Source organism: Tahibacter aquaticus (assembly GCF_004363655.1).
Classification (GTDB): domain Bacteria; phylum Pseudomonadota; class Gammaproteobacteria; order Xanthomonadales; family Rhodanobacteraceae; genus Tahibacter; species Tahibacter aquaticus.
On the sequence record NZ_SNZH01000006.1, the window covers coordinates 244,083 to 263,138 of the forward strand.

General features: G+C 65.3%; 15 protein-coding genes. 5 read left to right on the forward strand and 10 right to left on the reverse strand.

The window, feature by feature from the left end; genetic code table 11:
• Position 1 precedes the first annotated feature (1 nt).
• The 4 genes from DFR29_RS11715 to purB all read right to left on the reverse strand — a co-directional run bounded on the left by DFR29_RS11715 (position 2) and on the right by purB (position 6,646).
• The gene (locus tag DFR29_RS11715; protein ID WP_133818783.1) at positions 2 to 2,845 is read right to left on the reverse strand and encodes a 2-oxoglutarate dehydrogenase E1 component; all 2,844 of its coding nucleotides are present in this window, start codon (positions 2,843 to 2,845) and stop codon (positions 2 to 4) included.
• Positions 2,846 to 3,006: 161 nt separating this feature from the next.
• On the reverse strand, positions 3,007 to 3,969 hold the full coding sequence (locus DFR29_RS11720) for a GNAT family N-acetyltransferase (protein ID WP_133818784.1): 963 nt from the start codon (positions 3,967 to 3,969) through the stop codon (positions 3,007 to 3,009).
• A complete protein-coding gene (locus DFR29_RS11725) occupies positions 3,966 to 5,150 on the reverse strand; it encodes a cupin domain-containing protein (RefSeq protein WP_133818785.1) in 1,185 nt (394 codons plus the stop codon). Before DFR29_RS11725 ends, DFR29_RS11720 begins: the two co-directional genes overlap by 4 nt.
• A 128-nt stretch (positions 5,151 to 5,278) precedes the next feature.
• Entirely contained in the window at positions 5,279 to 6,646 is a 1,368-nt protein-coding gene (purB, locus tag DFR29_RS11730) for an adenylosuccinate lyase (RefSeq protein ID WP_133818786.1), read from the reverse strand.
• Positions 6,647 to 6,734: 88 nt separating this feature from the next.
• Between purB and DFR29_RS11735 the strand changes: the two genes are divergently transcribed.
• Both DFR29_RS11735 and DFR29_RS29650 read left to right on the forward strand, forming a co-directional pair.
• Entirely contained in the window at positions 6,735 to 8,135 is a 1,401-nt protein-coding gene (locus DFR29_RS11735; RefSeq protein ID WP_133818787.1) for a class II fumarate hydratase, read from the forward strand.
• Between the two features lie 130 nt (positions 8,136 to 8,265).
• Positions 8,266 to 9,372, forward strand: coding sequence for a hypothetical protein (locus DFR29_RS29650; RefSeq protein WP_208113580.1), 1,107 nt, complete (start codon positions 8,266 to 8,268; stop codon positions 9,370 to 9,372).
• A 67-nt stretch (positions 9,373 to 9,439) separates the two neighbouring features.
• On the opposite strand, the gene DFR29_RS11745 is transcribed toward DFR29_RS29650, so the two are convergent.
• From DFR29_RS11745 to DFR29_RS11760, 4 genes are read right to left on the reverse strand one after another with little or no spacing between them, the layout of a single operon-like run.
• Positions 9,440 to 10,402: a hypothetical protein gene (locus DFR29_RS11745; RefSeq protein WP_133818788.1), complete on the reverse strand. Its 963-nt coding sequence runs from the start codon at positions 10,400 to 10,402 to the stop codon at positions 9,440 to 9,442.
• Positions 10,399 to 11,256, reverse strand: coding sequence for an ABC transporter ATP-binding protein (locus tag DFR29_RS11750; protein WP_133818789.1), 858 nt, complete (start codon positions 11,254 to 11,256; stop codon positions 10,399 to 10,401). Before DFR29_RS11750 ends, DFR29_RS11745 begins: the two co-directional genes overlap by 4 nt.
• Entirely contained in the window at positions 11,253 to 11,627 is a 375-nt protein-coding gene (locus DFR29_RS11755; protein ID WP_133818790.1) for a GntR family transcriptional regulator, read from the reverse strand. Before DFR29_RS11755 ends, DFR29_RS11750 begins: the two co-directional genes overlap by 4 nt.
• A 4-nt stretch (positions 11,628 to 11,631) precedes the next feature.
• A complete protein-coding gene (locus DFR29_RS11760; RefSeq protein ID WP_133818791.1) occupies positions 11,632 to 11,988 on the reverse strand; it encodes a hypothetical protein in 357 nt (118 codons plus the stop codon).
• 192 nt (positions 11,989 to 12,180) lie between these two features.
• Between DFR29_RS11760 and DFR29_RS11765 the strand changes: the two genes are divergently transcribed.
• Positions 12,181 to 12,729, forward strand: coding sequence for a glutathione peroxidase (locus tag DFR29_RS11765; RefSeq protein ID WP_133818792.1), 549 nt, complete (start codon positions 12,181 to 12,183; stop codon positions 12,727 to 12,729).
• Between the two features lie 52 nt (positions 12,730 to 12,781).
• Here the strand turns inward: DFR29_RS11765 and DFR29_RS11770 are convergent, their stop codons facing one another.
• Together DFR29_RS11770 and DFR29_RS11775 are read right to left on the reverse strand one after the other, a co-directional pair.
• Complete coding sequence (locus DFR29_RS11770) at positions 12,782 to 14,503, reverse strand: bifunctional sulfate adenylyltransferase/adenylylsulfate kinase (RefSeq protein WP_133818793.1); 1,722 nt, start codon at positions 14,501 to 14,503, stop codon at positions 12,782 to 12,784.
• A 52-nt stretch (positions 14,504 to 14,555) separates the two neighbouring features.
• Positions 14,556 to 16,448 (reverse strand): ATP-binding cassette domain-containing protein, encoded by a 1,893-nt coding sequence (locus DFR29_RS11775; RefSeq protein WP_133818794.1) that lies wholly within the window; start codon positions 16,446 to 16,448, stop codon positions 14,556 to 14,558.
• Between the two features lie 378 nt (positions 16,449 to 16,826).
• On the opposite strand from DFR29_RS11775, the gene bamJ reads away from it, so the two are divergent.
• Positions 16,827 to 17,582: a BamJ family beta-barrel-assembly machinery protein gene (gene bamJ / locus DFR29_RS11780; RefSeq protein WP_166654043.1), complete on the forward strand. Its 756-nt coding sequence runs from the start codon at positions 16,827 to 16,829 to the stop codon at positions 17,580 to 17,582.
• Between the two features lie 118 nt (positions 17,583 to 17,700).
• A complete protein-coding gene (locus DFR29_RS11785) occupies positions 17,701 to 19,050 on the forward strand; it encodes a UDP-glucose dehydrogenase family protein (protein WP_133818795.1) in 1,350 nt (449 codons plus the stop codon).
• Positions 19,051 to 19,056: the final 6 nt, after the last annotated feature.

The window sequence follows — 19,056 nt, forward strand, 5'->3', positions numbered from 1 at the left end:
CTTACTCCGAGGCGTGATCAGTGCCGATCGGCGCGACCAGCGCCTGCTCGACCAGGGCCGCCTGTTCGGCGACGTGGGTATTGTGGTGGCCGCAGGCCGGCGCCGGCGAGCGCGCGCGGCCAGCGTAGCTGAGGCTGTGTTCCGCGCCCAGGCAGGAGCGCAGGTGATGCTGGACCTGGTACCAGGCGCCCTGGTTCATCGGCTCTTCCTGGCACCAGACGACTTCCTTGGCGGCCGGGTACTTGGCCAGCTCTGCCTTCACTTCGCTGCGCGGGAACGGGTAGAGCTGTTCGACGCGGACGATGGCCACGTCGGTCGCGCCGCGCTTCTCGCATTCGTCGACCAGGTCGAAATAGACCTTGCCCGAGCACAGCACGACGCGGCGCACCTTCTGTCCCGACCTGGCGGTGGAATCGCCGATGACCAGCTGGAAGCTGCCGTTGGCCAGGTCGTCCAGCGACGATACGGCCAGCTTGTGGCGCAACAGCGACTTGGGTGTCATGACCACCAGCGGCTTGCGGCAGTCGCGCACCATCTGGCGGCGGATCATGTGGAAGGCCTGCGCCGGCGTGGTCGGAACACAAACCTGCATATTGTTCAATGCGCACAATTGCAGGAAGCGTTCGAGGCGGGCGGAGGAATGTTCCGGGCCCTGGCCTTCGTAGCCGTGCGGCAGGAACAGCGCCAGGCTGGACAGCCGGCCCCACTTGGCTTCGCCCGAGCTGATGAACTGGTCGATCACCACCTGGGCGCCGTTGGCGAAGTCGCCGAACTGCGCTTCCCACACCACCAGGGTGTTCGGCTCGGAGGTGGTGAAGCCGTATTCGAACGCCATCACGGCTTCTTCGCTGAGCACCGAGTCGATCACTTCGACATTGGCGCCGGCGCGTACGTGATCGAGCGGCAGGTAGGTGCCGTCGGTCTTCTGGTCGTGCAGCACCGCATGGCGGTGGAAGAAGGTGCCGCGGCCGACGTCCTGGCCGACCACGCGCAGGTCATGCCCTTCGGCGACGACGGTGGCGTAGGCGAGGTTTTCCGCAAAGCCCCAGTCCAGCGCCTGCTGCCCGGCGGCCATCTTGGCGCGGTCGTCGTAGATCTTGGCCACGCGCGGGTGCAGTACCAGTTCCGGTGGCAGGGTGAGGATGCTCTGGCTCAGCGCGAGCAGCTTGTCCTTGGCCACGCCGGTCTTGTGCGGCGCGTCGAGGCGGCCGTCGATGAACTTGGACCAGTCCAGCGCGTAAGGATCCTTGAAGTTCGGATCCAGCTCGGCCACCGACATGCCCGATTCGAGCTTCTTGCGGTAGTTGTCGACCAGGGTCTGCGCGTCGCCGTCCTTGATCACGCCGGCGGCGGCGAGCTTCTGCGCGTACAGGTCGCGCGTGGTCTGGCGCGCGCGGATGACCTGGTACATGACCGGCTGGGTGGCTGCCGGCTCGTCGGCCTCGTTATGGCCGTGGCGGCGGTAGCAGACCAGGTCGATGACGACGTCGCGCTTGAATTTCTGGCGGTAGTCGAAGGCCAGGCGGGCGACGAACAGCACGGCTTCCGGGTCGTCGCCGTTCACATGGAACACCGGCGCGTTGACCATCTTGGCCACGTCGGTGCAGTAGTAGGTGCTGCGCGCATCGTGCGGGTTCGAGGTGGTGAAGCCGACCTGGTTGTTGATCACGATGTGGACGGTGCCGCCGACGGCGAAGCCGCGCGCCTGCGACATGTTGAACAATTCCATCACCACGCCCTGGCCGGCGAACGCGGCGTCGCCGTGGATCAGCACCGGCATCACCTGGCTGCGCTCGCTGTCGCCGCGGCGGGTCTGGCGTGCACGCACCGAGCCGGCAACGACCGGGTCGACGATTTCCAGGTGCGACGGGTTGAACGCCAGCGCCAGGTGCACGGTGTGGCCGCTGGTCTTGATGTCGGCGGAGAAGCCCATGTGGTACTTCACGTCGCCGGAATGGGCCGGGTCGTCCGGATGGTCGAACTTGCCTTCGAACTCGGCGAACAGTTTCTGCGGCGCCTTGCCCAGGGTGTTGACCAGCACGTTGAGGCGGCCGCGGTGGGCCATGCCGATGACCATGTCCTTGACGCCGTCGGCGCCGCTCATCTGCACCAGTTCGTCGACCAGCGGAATGAGGCTGTCGCCGCCTTCCAGCGAGAAGCGCTTCTGGCCGACGTACTTGGTGTGCAGGTAGCGTTCCAGGCCTTCGGCGGCGGTGAGGCGTTCCAGCAGGCGCTGCTTGTCGGTCGCGGTCAGGCCGAAGTTGCCACCGGCCTTTTCCAGCTGTTCGTGCAGCCAGCGGCGCTGTACCGCGTCGCTGATGTGCATGAATTCCGCGCCGATGGTCGTGGCGTAGGTGGCCTTGAGCAGGCTGACCAGGTCCTTGAGCTTGAGCTTCGGCGGACCGGCCAGCGAGCCGGTGTTGAATTCTTTGTCGAGATCGCTGCCGTCCAGGCCGTGGAAGCTCAGTTCCAGGTCGGGTGCGGGCAGTTTTTCGGTGAGGCCCAGCGGGTCGAGGCTGGCGGCGAGGTGGCCGCGCGAGCGGTAGGCGGTGACGAGCTTGAGCACGCCGGCCTGTTTCTGTGCCTGGGCATCGTCGACCGCGGCGGTGACCGGTGCGGCGGCGGCGCTGCGGCGGTCGAGTTTCTGTGCGGCGCTGATGCGCGCGATCGCATCGGAGTGCGGCAGGTCGCCGCGGCCCTTGAAGCTGTCGAAGTAGGTCTGCCATTCGGCCGAAACCGCGGCGGGATCGCGCAGCCAGGATTCGTAGAGATCTTCGATAAACGCGGCGTTGCCGCCGGAAAGCTGGGAGGTATCACGGAACAACTGGATCAGGTTCGCGCTCACGTCGGGGATCACCGGGGTGTGGTGCTGGCTGCACGTCGGAAAGGCTCGATCGGGCTGATCGAAACCCGGGGATTATACGCTGATGCTGTTGCGGTGCGACAAGGCGACGTTGGTCATAAGTGCGGAGATTTCGGCCGATTTTCGCCCGCAAGCGGGGTTTGCTACAGGTGCAGTTCACGCAACTGCGGCGGCGGCAGCGAACGCTCCCAGACCTGGTTGAAAAATTCGCGCAGCTGCGCCTGCCGGCCCGGCGCGTAGGTGTGCGCCTCGCCGTCGAAACGGCTGCCCAGCGCGCGGAAGAAATAGCCGCGGCTGTCGGTGATCAGGAAGGCGGACGGGTATTGCAGGTCTTGCTCGGTGTCGGGCGTGCGGAACTGGAACACGCTGGGCAGGCGGTGGGCCAGGCCGATGAGCCGGTGGTTGTCCGCCAGCGGAATGGCCGGCGCCTGCACGATGACGCGGATCAGTGCGCCGCGCCCGGCGGTGGCGATGCGTTTGATCGCGTCCAGTACGGCTTCCTGGTCGAACAGGGACGGATCGAGGTCGCGGGTGTAAATGGCGATCTCGCGCTTGGCCAGGCCCAGCAGTTCGAGCACGGCGGCCTGGGCCTGTTCGCGCGATTCCACCGCAATCAGGCGCGGTGCCGGCGTGTCGGCCAGGTTCATGCCTGGGCGATAGCCCGTGTCCAGCGGGGCGAGTTCCAGCCGCATCATGCGGTGCGGAATGTCGCATTCGACGAACTCTTCGCCGTAGGGCTCGAAGCCGAAGCGCTGGTAGAACGGAATGGCATAGCTCTGCGCATGCATCTCCAGCGCCGGACGGTGCTGCTGGCGGGCGCGTTCGATCAGCGCGCGCATGATCGCGTCGCCGACATGCCGGCCACGCCAGCTGGCCAGCACGGCCATGCGGCCGATCTTGTCGTCGGGCGTCAGCCGGCCGGTGCCGATGGGGTTGCCGTCGTTGTCCCGTGCCAGCACATGCGCCGAGCGCGGGTCGAGATCGTCCCATTCCTCGGCTTCGGGAATGTTCTGGCCAAGGATGAATACCTCGGTGCGCACGAATTTGAGGTCGGCCTGGTCGACGATCCAGTCGGCCGGTTCTACGCGGAACGAATCCTCGATCATGCACGGCTCCGGCGGCGGGGGCGGGTCAGCACGAGCTGGCCCTGGTTGAGCAGGGCGAGCAGGGCAGCGCTGTCCTGGGGATTCAGCTCCGCCAGTTCGGCCGCGGCCAGTTCGCGCTGGGCACAGATCAGTTTGGCAAAGGCCAGCGAACAGCGCTGCGCCTGGCCGGCCACATAGACCACGGCGCCCTTGCCCTGGCGTGCCCAGGCGGTACGCGCCCAGGGAAAGCGGGTAATACCGGCGCCTTTGGCCAGGGCGGTGTGCAGGTCGGCGGCGCTGAGCAGCTTGTCCGGCGCCAGCGCGGTCTGTGCGCTGCGGTAGCCGGTGATGAAGCGGCCGAACCAGTCGGCCAGGCCGGCGTCGTCGAGCTGGCGCAGCGCCGCGACGGCAGATTCGACGCGCTGCAGCGCTGCGCCGTCGATCTCGAACGTGTCCTTGGCCGGCGCCAGGTCGGCATCGGTATAGCGATCGTCTTCGCTCAGGTTTTCGCCCAGGTGATCGACCAGGCCGTTGAGCATTTCGGCGATGGCCGGCGCACGCATGCCGACCGACAAGGTCATGCAGTTGCCGATGGCGACGCCGTCGTGGGGCACGCCAGGCGGCAGGTAGAGCATGTCGCCGGGTTGCAGTACCCAGTCGTGGGTGGGGTGAAATTCGGCCAGGATTTTCAGTTCCACGTCGGCGCGGAACGCCTTGGGCGCGGCCGGATCGTCGCTGATGCGCCAGCGCCGCTGGCCCAGGCCCTGTACCAGGAAGACGTCGTACTGGTCCACATGGGCGCCGACACCGCCGCCGTCGACGGCGTAGGAGACCATCACGTCGTCGACGCGCCAGCGCGGCAGGAAACGGAAGTGTTCCAGCAGTGCGGCGACGTCCATGTCCCACTTGTCGACGTCCTGCACCAGCAGGGTCCAGTGGGATTTTGGCAATTTTGCAAAAACGGATTCGTCCAGCGGGCCCGATCGCACGTCCCAGCGTTCGCGCTTGGGATCGCGCACGATCAGGCGCGACAGCGCGGCCTCTTCGCAGGCCAGGCCGGCCAGGTCTTCGGGCGTGATCGGCAGCGGAAAATCGGCCAGCGCGCCGCGGATCAGCAGCGGCCGCTTCTGCCAGTAGTGCTGCAGGAAGGCTTGCTGGCTCATGCCCAGCGGCTGTGATGCAGTGGCCTGGACTTCGATCATGGCGGCAATGGGCAGTGACGGGAGAGGGGATAGCCCGCGGGCTGGTCGCTGAAGTGGGACGAGGACGGCGCGGAATCAAGTAGCAGGCGGGGCGCAGTTTCCGCCCGGCCTTCCTTGGCGGAGCGGCTTCAGACCGCCTTGGCCAGCGCTTCGGCCAGCCCGGTATACGTCGCCGGGGTCAGTTCGCGCAGGCGCTGCTTGGCTTCGGCCGGCAGATCCAGCGTTTCGACGAACTCGCGCATCGCCTCGCGCGTGATGCCGTGGCCTCGGGTCAATGCCTTGAGCTGTTCGTAGGGATTGGGCAGGCCGTAGCGGCGCATGACGGTCTGCACGGCTTCGGCCAGCACTTCCTGGCTGGCGTCCAGGTCGGCTGCCAGGCGTTCCGGGTCAGCCTTGAGCTTGCCCAGTCCGCGGCCCAGCGAATCCAGCGCGATCAAGGTATGGCCGAAGGCCGTGCCCAGCGCGCGCAGCACGGTGGAGTCGGTGAGATCGCGCTGCCAGCGGCTGATCGGCAGCTTGGCGCTGAAATGCTCGAACAAGCCGTTGGCGATGCCGAAGTTGCCCTCGGCATTTTCGAAGTCGATCGGGTTGACCTTGTGCGGCATGGTCGAGGAGCCCACTTCGCCGGGCTTGAGCGCCTGGCGGAAATAGCCCAGCGAGATATAGCCCCAGACGTCGCGGCTGAAATCGATCAGGATGGTATTCAGGCGGCGCAGCGCATCGCCGATTTCGGCGACGCAGTCGTGCGGTTCGATCTGGGTCGTGTAGGGATTGAAAACCAGGCCAAGATTTTCAACGAAGCCGCGGGCGAACAGCGGCCAGTCCACTTCCGGATAGGCGACAACGTGGGCGTTGTAGTTGCCGACGGCGCCGTTGATCTTGCCCAGCAGCTCAACCGCTGCGATCTGCCGGCGCTGGCGCTCGATGCGCGCGACGACGTTGGCGATCTCCTTGCCCAGCGTGGTCGGCGAAGCGGTCTGGCCGTGGGTGCGCGACAGCATCGGCTGGGCGGCGAAGGCATGCGCCATCCCGCGCAGCACGCCGAGCAGTTTGTCGATCGCCGGCAGCATCACCTGGTCGCGCGCATCGCGCAGCATCAGCGCATAGGAAAGGTTGTTGATGTCTTCGCTGGTGCAGGCGAAATGGATGAATTCCTTGACCGCTTCCACGTCGGCGAAACCGGCGCTGCGCTGCTTGAGCAGGTATTCGATCGCCTTGACGTCGTGGTTGGTCTCGCGCTCGATGGTTTTGACGCGTTCCGCATCGTGCAGGGAAAAACCGTCGGCCAGCGTGGTCAGGAACTGACGTGCGGCGGCCGTGAAGGCCGGCACCTCGGCGATGGCGGGATGGTCGCCCAGTGCCAGCAGCCAGCGCACTTCGACCAGTACGCGCCGCTGCATCAGGCCGAACTCGCTGAAGATGGGGCGCAGGGCATCGACCTTGGCGGCATAGCGGCCGTCCAGCGGCGACAGGGCGGTAAGCGTATTCAGAGTCATCGGAAGGCGGGTTGGGCGGGAGCAAGACGCGGAATGATACACCGGCCGCTATACTGACCGGTCCGTAACCGATATTCCGGAAAAGTCAATGAGCGGCTATCGCATCGAAAAAGACAGCATGGGCGAACTGCGTGTCCCGGCAGATGCCCTCTACGGCGCGCAGACCCAGCGCGCGGTGCAGAATTTCCCCATTTCCGGCCTGCGCATGCCGCGGCCGTTCATTCGGGCACTGGGCCTGATCAAGGCTGCCATGGCCGACGTCAACGCCGATCTTGGCCATCTCAAGCCGGCCCTGGCCAAGGCCATACGCAAAGCTGCCGAGCGCGTCGCCGCCGGCGAATTCGATGCCGAGTTTCCCATCGACGTGTTCCAGACCGGCTCGGGCACGTCCAGCAACATGAATGCGAACGAGGTGATCGCGACACTGGCCAGCCGCGGCGGCAAGTTGTCCGTACATGCGAACGATCACGTCAACATGGGACAAAGTTCCAACGATGTCATCCCCAGCACGATCCAATTGGCCGCCGTGATGCAGGCACGCGAGGTGCTGCTGCCGGCGCTGGCGCATCTGCGCCAGACCATCGCCGCCAAGGCAAAAACCTTGTCGAAAGTGACCAAGACCGGCCGCACCCACCTGATGGATGCGATGCCGCTGACTTTTGGCCAGGAGTTCTCCACCTGGGCCGCCCAGCTGGATTCGGCCATGCAGCGCATCGAGGACAGCCTCAAGCGCCTGCGCCGCCTGCCGCTGGGCGGCACGGCGATCGGCACCGGTATCAATGCCGATGCGCGTCAGGCCAAGCGCGCGGCCAAGCGCCTGTCCGAGCTGGTTGGCGCGAAACTTGAATCGGCGCCGAACTTGTTCGAAGGCATTGCTTCGCAGGACGCGGCGGTCGAGCTGTCGGGCCAGCTCAATGCGTTGGCCTGTGCACTGATGAAAATCGCCAACGACCTGCGCTGGATGAATTCGGGGCCACTGGCTGGCCTGGGCGAGATCGAACTGCCGGCGTTGCAGCCGGGTTCGTCGATCATGCCGGGAAAGGTCAACCCGGTGATTCCGGAAGCGGTTGCCATGGTCTGCGCCCAGGTCATGGGCAACCACGTAGCGATTACCGTGGCTGGCCAGAGCGGCAGCTTCCAGCTCAACGTGATGCTGCCGCTGATTGCGCACAACCTGCTGCAGTCGATTGCGCTGCTGGCCAGCGTGTCGCGCCAGCTGGCGGATGCGTCCATCGCCGGGCTCAAGGTGCGCGAAGACCATGTGCGCGAAGCGCTGGCACGCAACCCCATCCTGGTGACGGCATTGAACCCGGTGATCGGCTACGAGGCCGCGGCAGCGCTGGCCAAGCAGGCCTACAAGGAAGGCCGCCCCATCCTCGAGGTGGCGCGGGAAAAGAGCGGGCTGAGCGAGGCGGAATTGGTGCGGCTGCTCGATCCGGTCGCCCTGACCAAGGGCGGCATCGGCGCCGGCAGCGGCGGCGGAGGCTGACCCATGGCGGTGGATTTGATGTTGCAGATCTGCCCGTCATGGCGAACAGCACATGCCAGCAAAGATTCAGGCGGCAGAATGGCGCCGCTAAAGCGATATCGAAGTACCTAGTCTTGTTTTGGAGAATGAAATGCTGAAACGTCTGGCCCTTGTCACGGCGCTGCTCACCAGCAGTGCCTGGGCGCAACAGGAAATTTCGATCACGGCCAAGGACATCGAGTCCGGTGCCGCCGATGCCAAGCTGGCCGAGCTGGGCCGCCAGGCAGCAGCGACGGGCAAGGAAGTCGTGGTCAACGCGCCCAAGGAGTGGCATGGCAAAGTCGCAGCCAAGGTCAAGGCCGGCGGCGCTGCCCCGGTGAAATTGAACGACAGCTTCTTCGAGAACGTCGTGGTCCGCGTCGCCGACAAGCCCAAGGCGGCAGAGCCGCCAAAGCCCGCCGAAGCGCCCAAGCCGGCGGAAGCCCCCAAGCCCGCCGCGCCGCCCAAGCCGGCACCGGCTCCGGCTCCGGCGCCCAAGCCGGTGGAAGCGCCCAAGGTCGAAACACCGCCGCCGCCACCGCCGCCTGCTCCGGTGGAAACACCGCCGCCGGCCCCCGTCGTCGAGGCACCGCCGCCGCCCAAGCCGGTGGAAGCGCCCAAGCCCGCCGCTCCGGCGGTCGATCCCAACGTTGCGATTCGCCAGCGCTTCGAACAGAACCTGCACGGCGGCAAGCCGGCGCGCGGCGAGATCGAACAGACCCAGCTGGCCAAGGGCGACATCATCTATCTGGACGGCGACGTGCGCGCCGTGGCGCGCCGCGACAGCCTCGGCGTCGGCCTGTACTGGCTGACCGGCGAATTGAACCTGCAGCGCGCCGAGCTAAAGCCGCTGACGCAGAACCGCTACGAGGTGGTCAACACGATCAGCGCAACGGACAATATCTCGCTGCGCAATACCGCCAGCGGCGAAGCGCAGATATTCAATGCTACCGTGCCGGGCGACGGCGATGCGGAACGCGCGGAAATGGAAAAGCTGTACGCCGAAGGCCGTCCGGTCGGCCGCAGCGTGCGTATCGACCAGCTCAGCCAGGGCGACTTCGTCTACCTGGGCAAGACCTCGGCCCTGGTCGTGCGCCGCGACGGCGGCCAGCTTGCGCGCTACTGGCTGGACGGCGCGCTCAATACCAACCAGGTCGGCCTGCAGAAGGAAAAGGGCGCCAGCGGCAAGTACAAGGTGCTCAGCGACAATATCCAGTAAGGTAAAAAATGCTGGAAATGAAAAGCCGCCCGAAGGGGCGGCTTTTTTTTGCACATTTGTGCGAGTTTCAGCTGTCGTCGCGCCAGCGCCGCAGCCACCAGGCCAGGGCGATCATGCCGATGCCGGCGGCGGCGCCCAGCCAGATGTTGGGGCCTTGCAGCGGGGCCAGCATGCTGTCGAGGTTGATCGCGGCGAGTACGGCATCCGGACCCTTGGCACCTTCCATGCGCTGTTCCAGGTGTTCGAAATCCATCCAGCCGCCCGGCACGATGCTGAACAGCAGGCGGAACACGATGTGCTGCCAGAACCAGTCGTTGGGCAGGCGCAGCTTGGTCACCGCATCGAAGATCGACACTGCCGTACCGACGGCGACCGGTACCAGCGTGGCCCAGAGGAAGGGCACGCGCTTGGCAAAGGCCGAGCAGAGCATCAGCCAGCCTATCGTCGGCAGCGCCCAGACCGCGTTGAGCGGAACCAGCAGGGCGACCTTGCCCGCAACCGTCAGCGGCGAGGCATTGGCCCAGATCATCGTGAACGGGTTGCCGCCGTATACCGCTACGATGAGGCTCATGATCAGCAGCAGGCCGAGCATCATCGCCAGCGCCGCCACCAGGGACAGGATGGGCGCCACTACGGTCGCCGTGACGACCTTGGACAGCACGGTCTGCAGGTCGGAGATCGGCAGCGATTTCCAGAACAGGATGCTGCGGTCGCGGCGGTCGTCGTAGAGCGAGCCAAGCAGGTAGAAGAACGTGACGATGGCCAGCACCAGCGCTACCGGCGTGGCGGAGAAGAACAGTCCGACGTCGATGCCGGCACCGAGCTGCCGGTGCTGCTCCGGCGTCAGTGTCGACGTCAGGTCGCTGAGGCGTACGCCGTTGAGCACATTGTCGTGTGCGGCCGACAGGCCGCTGACGGCGGCGAAGGCGAACACGGCCAGCAGAGCGCCGGCGGCGATCAGCGGCGCCCACTGGAAGCCGCCGCGGTGTTCCCAGTACTCGCGCTTGAGCAGCCAGGTGAACGTATTCATGCGTAAGTCCCCTTCATGGTCGCGACGAACAGGTCGGCGATGTTGGGCTGGCGTATCTCGCCCAGCTGCGCCAGCTGCGGCTTGTCCGTGCCGTCGAACAGGAATATCGATTTGCCGAAGATCTGCCGCTCGCCCAGCGGCTGCAGCGCACGTGCCGCGGCGGCCTTGTCCGGGTTCACCATCACTTCGGTGAAGCGCTCGGCTACGGCGTCCATGGTCGAGTCGAGCACGATCTTGCCGTCGCGGATGAACATCAGATCGGTGAGGATGTGTTCGACTTCTTCCACCTGGTGAGTGGTGATGACGATGGTCTTCTGTTCGTCGAAGTAGTCGTTGAGCAGGCTCTGGTAGAAATCCTTGCGATACAGGATGTCCAGGCCCAGGGTCGGCTCGTCCAGCACCAGCAGGCGTGCGTCGATGGCCATGACCAGGGCCAGGTGCAACTGCACGATCATGCCCTTGGACATTTCCCGCACGCGCATGCGCGGTTTCAGCTTGGTGCGCGAAAGGAAGTGCTGGCATTTCTCGCGCGAGAAGCGCGGATGCACGCCGGCGACGAAATCGACCGCCTCGCTGACCCGCATCCAGCGCGGCAGTACTGCCACGTCGGCGATGAAACACACTTGCTGCATCAACTCGTGCCGCTGCTTGCGCGGGTCCAGCCCCAGTACCGACAGCTCGCCCTGGAAATCGGTCAGGCCCAGGATGGCCTTCAGCGCGGTGGTCTTGCCGGCGCCGTTGGGGCCGATAAGGCCGACGATGCGTCCGGCGTCGATGCTGAAATCCACATTGTCCAGCGCCGCTGTACCGCCGAAGCGCTTGCTCAGGCCACGCGCCTGTACCACGGCACTCATGATGTTTCTCCTTCGGTTGCGCGGCTGTCCTTGACCAGTCGCTCCACATCCAGGCCCAGGCGCTTCAGGCGCGCATACAGGCTCGGCCATTCTTCGCGCAGGAAGCGTTCGCGTTCGTTCTTGAGCAAGGCGTCGCGTGCTCCTTCATTGACGTACATACCCAGTCCCCGTCGTTTTTCGACCAGTTGTTCATCCACCAGCTCCTGGTAGGCCTTGGACACCGTGATCGGATTCAGTTGGAAATCCGCGGCGACCTGGCGAACCGAAGGCAGTGCGTCTCCTTCGTTCAGCACACCGTCCAGAATCATCGCCACGACGCGGTCGCGCAGTTGGCGGTAGATCGGGGTGTTGTCGTTCCACGTGATGGTCATGGGGTCAGTCCTGGCTCACCTGCGGCAGTACTTTGCCAAACGAATAGTAGGGCATGTCGAAACCGCCACGGCCAGCGCCGGAACGGCGCGCCACCGGCGAATCGGGTACGGTCTGCGCGCTCTCGTTCAGGGCGGCAACCGGTTCGGCAAAGGCGAGCGCGATGTCTTCGGCGCTGGGGCGGATCGTGACTTCCGGCAGGGTGACCAGGTTGTCGCTGCGCTGCGGCGCCTGCTTGGGAGCGGCGGCCACGATGGCGGCTGGAGCGCTTGCGACCGGGCTATGCGTAGCGCGCTCGATGGCGGCGCCGGCGACAAAAGCGAAGGAAGCGATCAGTACGGTTGCGGTAGCGCGGGCTTTCATGACGGGCTCCTCGGGGTGAGCGGCTTGGGTGGTGTTGTAGTGAACTATAACACCATGTCGAAAACCGTCAAGCGATTTGCACCGATCGGCTCAAGAAAACTCTTGCCATCCGGAAAACACGACTGGAAACCGATACTTGCAGCTAATGTCGGAGTATGCTCGGCGGGCTTTCAATCCTGATTGGAGACTTCCATGCGTGCTCTGCTTACTGCTTTGCTGCTTTCGTTCGCCGTTTCGGCACCGGCCTGGGCCTGCAGCGACCTGCTCAACAGTGAATATCGCCCACTGGCCGGCAAGGAAAAGGTTTCCCTCTGCAAGCAGTACGACGGCAAGGTGGTGTTGATCGTCAACACCGCGAGCAAATGCGGATTCACGCCCCAGTACGAAGGCCTGGAAGCGCTGCACAAGCGCTACGCCGACAAGGGCTTTGCGGTGCTCGGCTTCCCATCCAACGATTTCAAGCAGCAGGAACCGGGCAGCGAGAAGGAAATCCAGGAATTCTGCACCTTGACCTATGGCGTGAAATTTCCCATGTTCGAGAAAGTTCACGTGACCAAGGAAGAGGCGACGCCGCTGTATGCGCGCCTCGCGGCGGCCAGCGAAGGGCGCTATCCGAGCTGGAATTTCTACAAGTATCTGGTTGGCCGCGACGGCAAGGTGATCGGCGACTATTCCAGCAAGGTCAAGCCGGACGATGCCGAACTGGTAGCGGCGATCGAGAAGGCACTGGCCACAAAGTAAAACCCGCAGGCGGCCCGGATGAAGTCGATTTCATCCGGGCTTCGAGCGCTATTCAATCGCGCGGACGGATAAGGCCCAGGCTTTCCAGCTTGAGCACGATGCGCTGCACGGCTTCGTCCGGGTTCATTTCGCTGGTGTCGATGCGCAGCTCTGGCGATTCCGGCGTTTCGTAGGGATCGCTGATGCCGGTGAATTCCTTCAGCTTGCCCGCCCGCGCCAGTGCATACAGCCCCTTGCGGTCGCGCTCTTCGCAGACCTCCAGTGGCGTGGCGATATGGGTTTCGACGAAGAGGCCGTACTGCGCGATCATTTCGCGCACCTGGCGGCGCGCCTCGGCATACGGAGCGATCGGTGCACAGATCGCGATGCCGCCGTTCTTGGTGATTTCGCTGGCGACGAAGCCGATGCGCTGCACATTCAGATTACGGTGTTCGCGCGAGAAGCCCAGTTCCGACGAAAGGTGTTTGCGCACGACGTCGCCGTCGAGCAGGGTCACCGGCCGCGTGCCCAGTTCCAGCAGGCGCACCATCAGCGCGTTGGCCAGGGTCGACTTGCCCGCGCCGGACAGGCCGGTGAAGAACACGGTAAAACCCTGCTTGTGCCGCGCCGGATGCGTGCGGCGCAGCTCGCTGACCACTTCTGGATAAGTAAACCATTCCGGAATGTCCAGCCCTTCGTGCAGGCGCCGGCGCAGCTCGGTGCCGGAAATGTTCAGTACCGTTTCGCCGGGCCGGATCTCGTCAGCCGGCGCGTACTGCGCGCGTTCCTGCACGTACAGCATTTCCTGGAACGGCACCATCTGTATGCCCAGTTCCTGCTGGTGAAGCGCGACCAGTTCCTGTGCCTCGTAAGGTCCGTAGAACGGCTGGCCGTCGGCGCCGTTGCCCGGGCCGGCGTGATCGCGGCCGACGATGAAATGCGAGCAGCCGTGATTCTTGCGGATGATCGCGTGCCAAAGCGCCTCGCGCGGCCCGCCCATGCGCATGGCCAGGTGCAGCAGCGACAGCATGCTGGTCTGTTCGGGGTAGTGCGCGATCAGCTTTTCGTAGCAGCGCACGCGGGTGTAGTGGTCGATGTCGCCGGGCTTGGTCATGCCCACGCTGGGATGGATGAGCAGGTTGGCTTCGGCGATCTGGGCGGCGCGGAAGGTCAGCTCCAGATGGGCGCGGTGCATGGGATTGCGGGTCTGGAATGCCACCACGCGGCGCCAGCCGCGCTTGTCGAACTGGGCACGCACTTCCCGCGGCGTCAGGCGCAGGTGGCGGAAATCGTAGTGCGGCGGCAAGGTCAGGCCGCGGATGCGGCCACCGAGGTAGACCGGGCCGGCCTTGTCCAGTAGCCAGGAAACACCGGCGTGCAGGCGGTCGGTGGTACCGAATACGGCCTGGGCTTCGGCCTCGCGATCGGGCTGCCAGCGATCGGCGATTTCCAGCACGGCCAGGGTCACCCCTTCCGGATCGCGCAGCGCGATGCGGGGTGCGCCGGCGACCTTGTCGGCGAACTCACTCGATACATCCAGCGTGATCGGCATCGGCCACAGCTGGCCGTCGGCCAGGCGCAGGTCGCGGCAGACCGACTCGTAGTCGGCACGTCCCAGAAAGCCCTGCAGCGGCGAGAACGCGCCGGTCATCAGCAATTCCAGATCGCACAGCTGGCGTGGGCTCAGATCCCAGCCGGGCAGGCCGGCGGCTTCGTGCTTGAGCGCGTCGCGCTCGGCTTCAGGCACAAGCAGGTCGACGAGGTGGCCGCCGTGCGGCGCGATAAGTTGGCTCATGGATGCGGTGGTTCCGGGGTTGAAGAGAGAGGAGAAAGGTGCGGCGCCGCGTTCAGTCGGCGCCGGCCTGTTCCAGGGTTTCCTGCGCCAGCAGCCAGGCATCTTCGACCTGGCCCAGTTCGGCCACCAGCTGGCCGATTTCGCGGGTGAGTTGTTGTGCCTTGGTCGGCGGACCCTCGTACAGCGCCGGATCCTGCAGCGCGGTTTCCAGCGCCTGCTTGCGGCCGGACAGCTCGCCCATGCGCTTTTCCAGTTTCTGCACTTCCTTGCGCAGCGGTGCCATGCGCGCGCGCAGGTCGGCGCGCTCGCGCCGCTCGTCCTTGCGCGAAGCGGCCGAGGCCGGCGTTGCGGCGGCATCGGCGGCGTTGGCCGCTTCGGCCTGGCGCAGCACGATGCGGGCGTAGTCTTCCAGGTCGCCCTCGTACGGTTGCACGCGGCCGGCGCCGACCAGCAGCAGGGTTTCGCAGCAGGTGCGGATCAGCGAGCGGTCGTGCGCGACCAGCACTACCGCGCCGTCGAAGCCGTTCAGCGCTTCAGTCAGCGCTTCGCGCATGTCCAGGTCGAGGTGGTTGGTCGGTTCGTCCAGCAGCAGCAGGTTGGGTTTCTGCCAGACCACCAGGGCCAGGCAAAGGCGCGCCTTTTCGCCGCCGGAGAATGGCGCTACCGGCTCCAGCGCGCGCTCGCCGAGAAAGCCGAAGCCACCGAGGAAATCGCGTGCGGCCTGTTCGCCGAGCTTGTCGTCCAGGCGCTTGAGGTGTTCGACCGCGCTGGCCGCCGGGTCCAGCGTTTCCAGCTGATGCTGGGCGAAATAGCCGATGCGCAGGCCTTTGGCCTCGAAGCGCTCGCCGCTGCGGTTTTCCAGCGCTCCGGAGAGCAGTTTGATCAGCGTGGACTTGCCCGCGCCGTTGGCACCGAGCAGGGCGATGCGATCACCGGGCACCAGACCGAACTTCACATTTTCCAGAATCGTGCGTTCGCCGTAGCCGGCCGAGGCCTGGTCCAGCCGCGCCAGCGGATAGGGCAGGGCGTCGGGTTCGCGGAATTCGAAGCGGATGCTGGAGGCGGCGCGGATCGGTGCGATCTCGACCATGCGTTCCAGCGCCTTGACGCGACTCTGCGCCTGGCGCGCCTTGCTGGCCTTGGCCTTGAAGCGATCGACGAAACTCTGCAGGTGGGCGCGTTCGCGCTGCTGGCGGTCGTACTGCAGCTGCTGCTGTACCAGTCGTTCGGCGCGCTTGCGTTCGAAGCCGGACAGGTTGCCGGCGAACAGTTCCACTTTTTCGTCGGCAATCTCGAGCACGTGGCTGACCACGTTGTCGATGAATTCACGGTCGTGGGAAATCAGCAGCAGGGTGCCGGCGTAGCGTCGCAGCCAGTCTTCCAGCCAGAACACGGCGTCGAGGTCGAGGTGGTTGGTCGGTTCGTCCAGCAGCAGCAGGTCGGAGCGGCACATCAGCGCCTGGGCCAGGTTGAGGCGCATGCGCCAGCCACCGGAGAACTCGGCCACCGAGCGGTGCTCCTCGCCGGGCTTGAAGCCCAGGCCGTGCATCAGCGCGGCGGCGCGGGCCGGCGCGGCATAGCCATCAATGACATGCAGCCGTTCGTGCAAGGCGGCCTGGGCGAGTGCGTCGTGGTCGGCCTCGGCCTTGCTCAGGGCCGCTTCGACCTGGCGGTATTCCGGATCGCCGTCCAGTACATAGTCGACGCCGCTGCGGGCCAGCGCCGGCGTTTCCTGGCGTACATGCGCCATGACCCAGTCGCGTGGCCGGGAGAATTCGCCGGCGTCCGCCTGCAACTCGCCCGCTACCAGGGCGAACAGGCTGGATTTGCCCGCGCCGTTGCGTCCGGTTACCCCTACCCGCCAGCCCGCATGCAGTTGCACGCTGGCATCGGAAAACAGCAGTTTGCTGCCGCGCCGCAGCGCAAGCGATTCGAATCTGAGCATCCGCCTAGTCTAGCAGGCCGTTGCAGGCCGGCGTTCCAGCCGCCGCAGCGGCCAGCAGTGGACCCATGCGGTCGTGACCGGCGTATTTGTGATCGACGGCACAGGGCGCGCTTGCGGCAGCCGCCATGCTTGGCGGCGGTTCGGGGCGGTTCGTCTCCTGCTCTGAGACATACCTATAAGAATGTCGCCCTCGCCGGCAAAGGCGGCAACCGTAGTGGGAATGTCTGCGTATTCGCCTGGACCGGGAACTCTCCGCCGGATACGGGGTCGCACCCCGCCGGACGTTTGCCTTCAACCCGCCGCGTCTCCACAATACGGCGCCCCCGTAGTGCCTAGCGGCCGTCGGGCCGCCTACACATATCCATTCAGGAGCAATAGATGAGCAAGTTTCTGCAGAAGAGCCTGACCGCTGCCGCCGTCGTCGCGGCGCTCGGCACCGCGGGCGGTGCGTTTGCCCAGGAGCTGAAGACCGAAAAGGACAAGGTCAGCTACATGGTCGGTATGGACGTGGGCAAAGGCCTGGCCTCGATCAAGGACGAAATCGACATGGCCGTGGTGATCCAGGCCCTGCAGGCTTCGGTCAAGGGCGACAAGACCGCGCTGACCCAGGAAGAAGCCCTGAAGGTTCGCCAGGATTTCATGACCAAGCTGCAGGCCAAGCGCGCTGCGGAAGAAAAGACCAAGGCCGAGACCAACAAGAAGGCCGGCGATGAATTCCTGGCCAAGAACAAGGCCAAGAAGGGCGTGACCACGACCGCTTCGGGCCTGCAGTACGAAGTCGTCAAGGCCGGCACCGGTCCGAAGCCGAAGGACACCGACACCGTACAGGTCCACTACACCGGCACCCTGCTCGACGGCACCAAGTTCGACAGCTCGGTCGATCGCGGCGAACCGGCTACCTTCCCGCTCAAGGGCGTGATCCCGGGCTGGACCGAAGGCCTGCAGCTGATGCCGGTCGGTTCCAAGTACAAGTTCTTCATCCCGGCCAACCTGGCCTACGGCGAAAACGGTCCGGGCCCGATCGGCCCGAACGCAACGCTGACCTTCGACGTCGAACTGATCAAGATCGTGCCGCCGGAAGCCGCTGCCAAGCCGGCAGATCCGGCCGCTGCGGCCAAGCCCGCAACGAAGTAAGCGCAATACCTGGCGACAACGAAGGCGCGGCGTTCATCGCCGCGCCTTTTTCGTTGGCGCCGTCCATACTTGCCCCCTGCTAGAATTCCCGCTCTTTGACGTCAGGATCCCGCCCCGCATGAACGTCACCGTTTTCGGCACCGGTTATGTCGGCCTGGTTACCGGCACCTGCCTGGCGGAGATGGGCAATGCTGTCGTCTGCGTCGACGTCGATGCGGGCAAGATCGAGCGCCTGGGCCGTGGCGAAATTCCGATCTACGAGCCCGGCCTGGAAGAGTTGGTACTGGCCAACCACGCCGCCGGCCGCCTCGCCTTCACCACCGAAGCCGCCCCGGCTATTGCCCATGGCGACGTGATTTTCATCGCCGTCGGCACGCCGCCGGGCGAGGACGGCAGTGCTGACCTGACTCACGTACTGGCTGTCGCGCGCACCATCGGCCAGCATCTCGGCGCCGGAAGTATCATAGTAAACAAATCCACGGTTCCCGTCGGTACCGCCGACCGCGTTCGCGCGACGATCGCGGATGTGCTGGCCGGGCGTGGCATCGCGATCGACTTCGACGTCGTTTCCAATCCCGAATTCCTCAAGGAAGGCGATGCCGTCAACGACTGCATGCGCCCCGACCGCATCGTCATCGGCAGCGACAGTGCCAAGGCGATCACCGTGCTGCGCCGGCTCTATGCGCCGTTCAACCGCAATCACGATCGCATCGTGCTGATGGACGTGCGATCGGCCGAGCTGACCAAGTACGCCGCCAACGCCATGCTGGCAACCAAGATCAGCTTCATGAACGAGATGGCGAATATTGCCGAGCGCGTCGGCGCCGATATCGAGCAGGTGCGCCACGGCATCGGTTCGGATCCACGCATTGGCTATCACTTCATCTATCCCGGTGCCGGCTACGGCGGCTCCTGCTTTCCCAAGGACGTGCAGGCGCTGCATCGCATTGCCCGTGCTGGCGGCTACGAAGCGTCGCTGCTGCAGGCGGTAGAGCAGGTCAACGAGGCACAGAAAAGCCGCCTGTTCGAGCTGATCTGCCAGCATTTCGGCAATGACCTCGGCGGCCGCACGATCGCCGTCTGGGGGCTGGCCTTCAAGCCGAATACCGACGACATGCGCGAAGCGCCGAGCCGGCGCCTGCTGGAACAGCTCTGGCAGGCCGGTGCGCGCGTGCAGGCCTTCGATCCCGAGGCGCGCGAGGAAGCCCGGCAGATATTCGGCGAGCGTGCCGATCTGGTGTTGTGCGAACAGGCACAACAGGCCTTGCAAGACGCCGATGCATTGGTCGTAGTGACGGAATGGAAAGCGTTCCGCAGTCCGGATTTCAAAGTGTTGGCGACGCGGCTGAAATCCGCCGTCATTTTCGACGGCCGCAATATCTACGATCCGCTCGCCGTCGAAGCGGCTGGCATCGCGTATTACGGCATTGGCCGCGGGCGCAGCGTCGCCCGTGTCCAGGCCGGCTGAACAGGA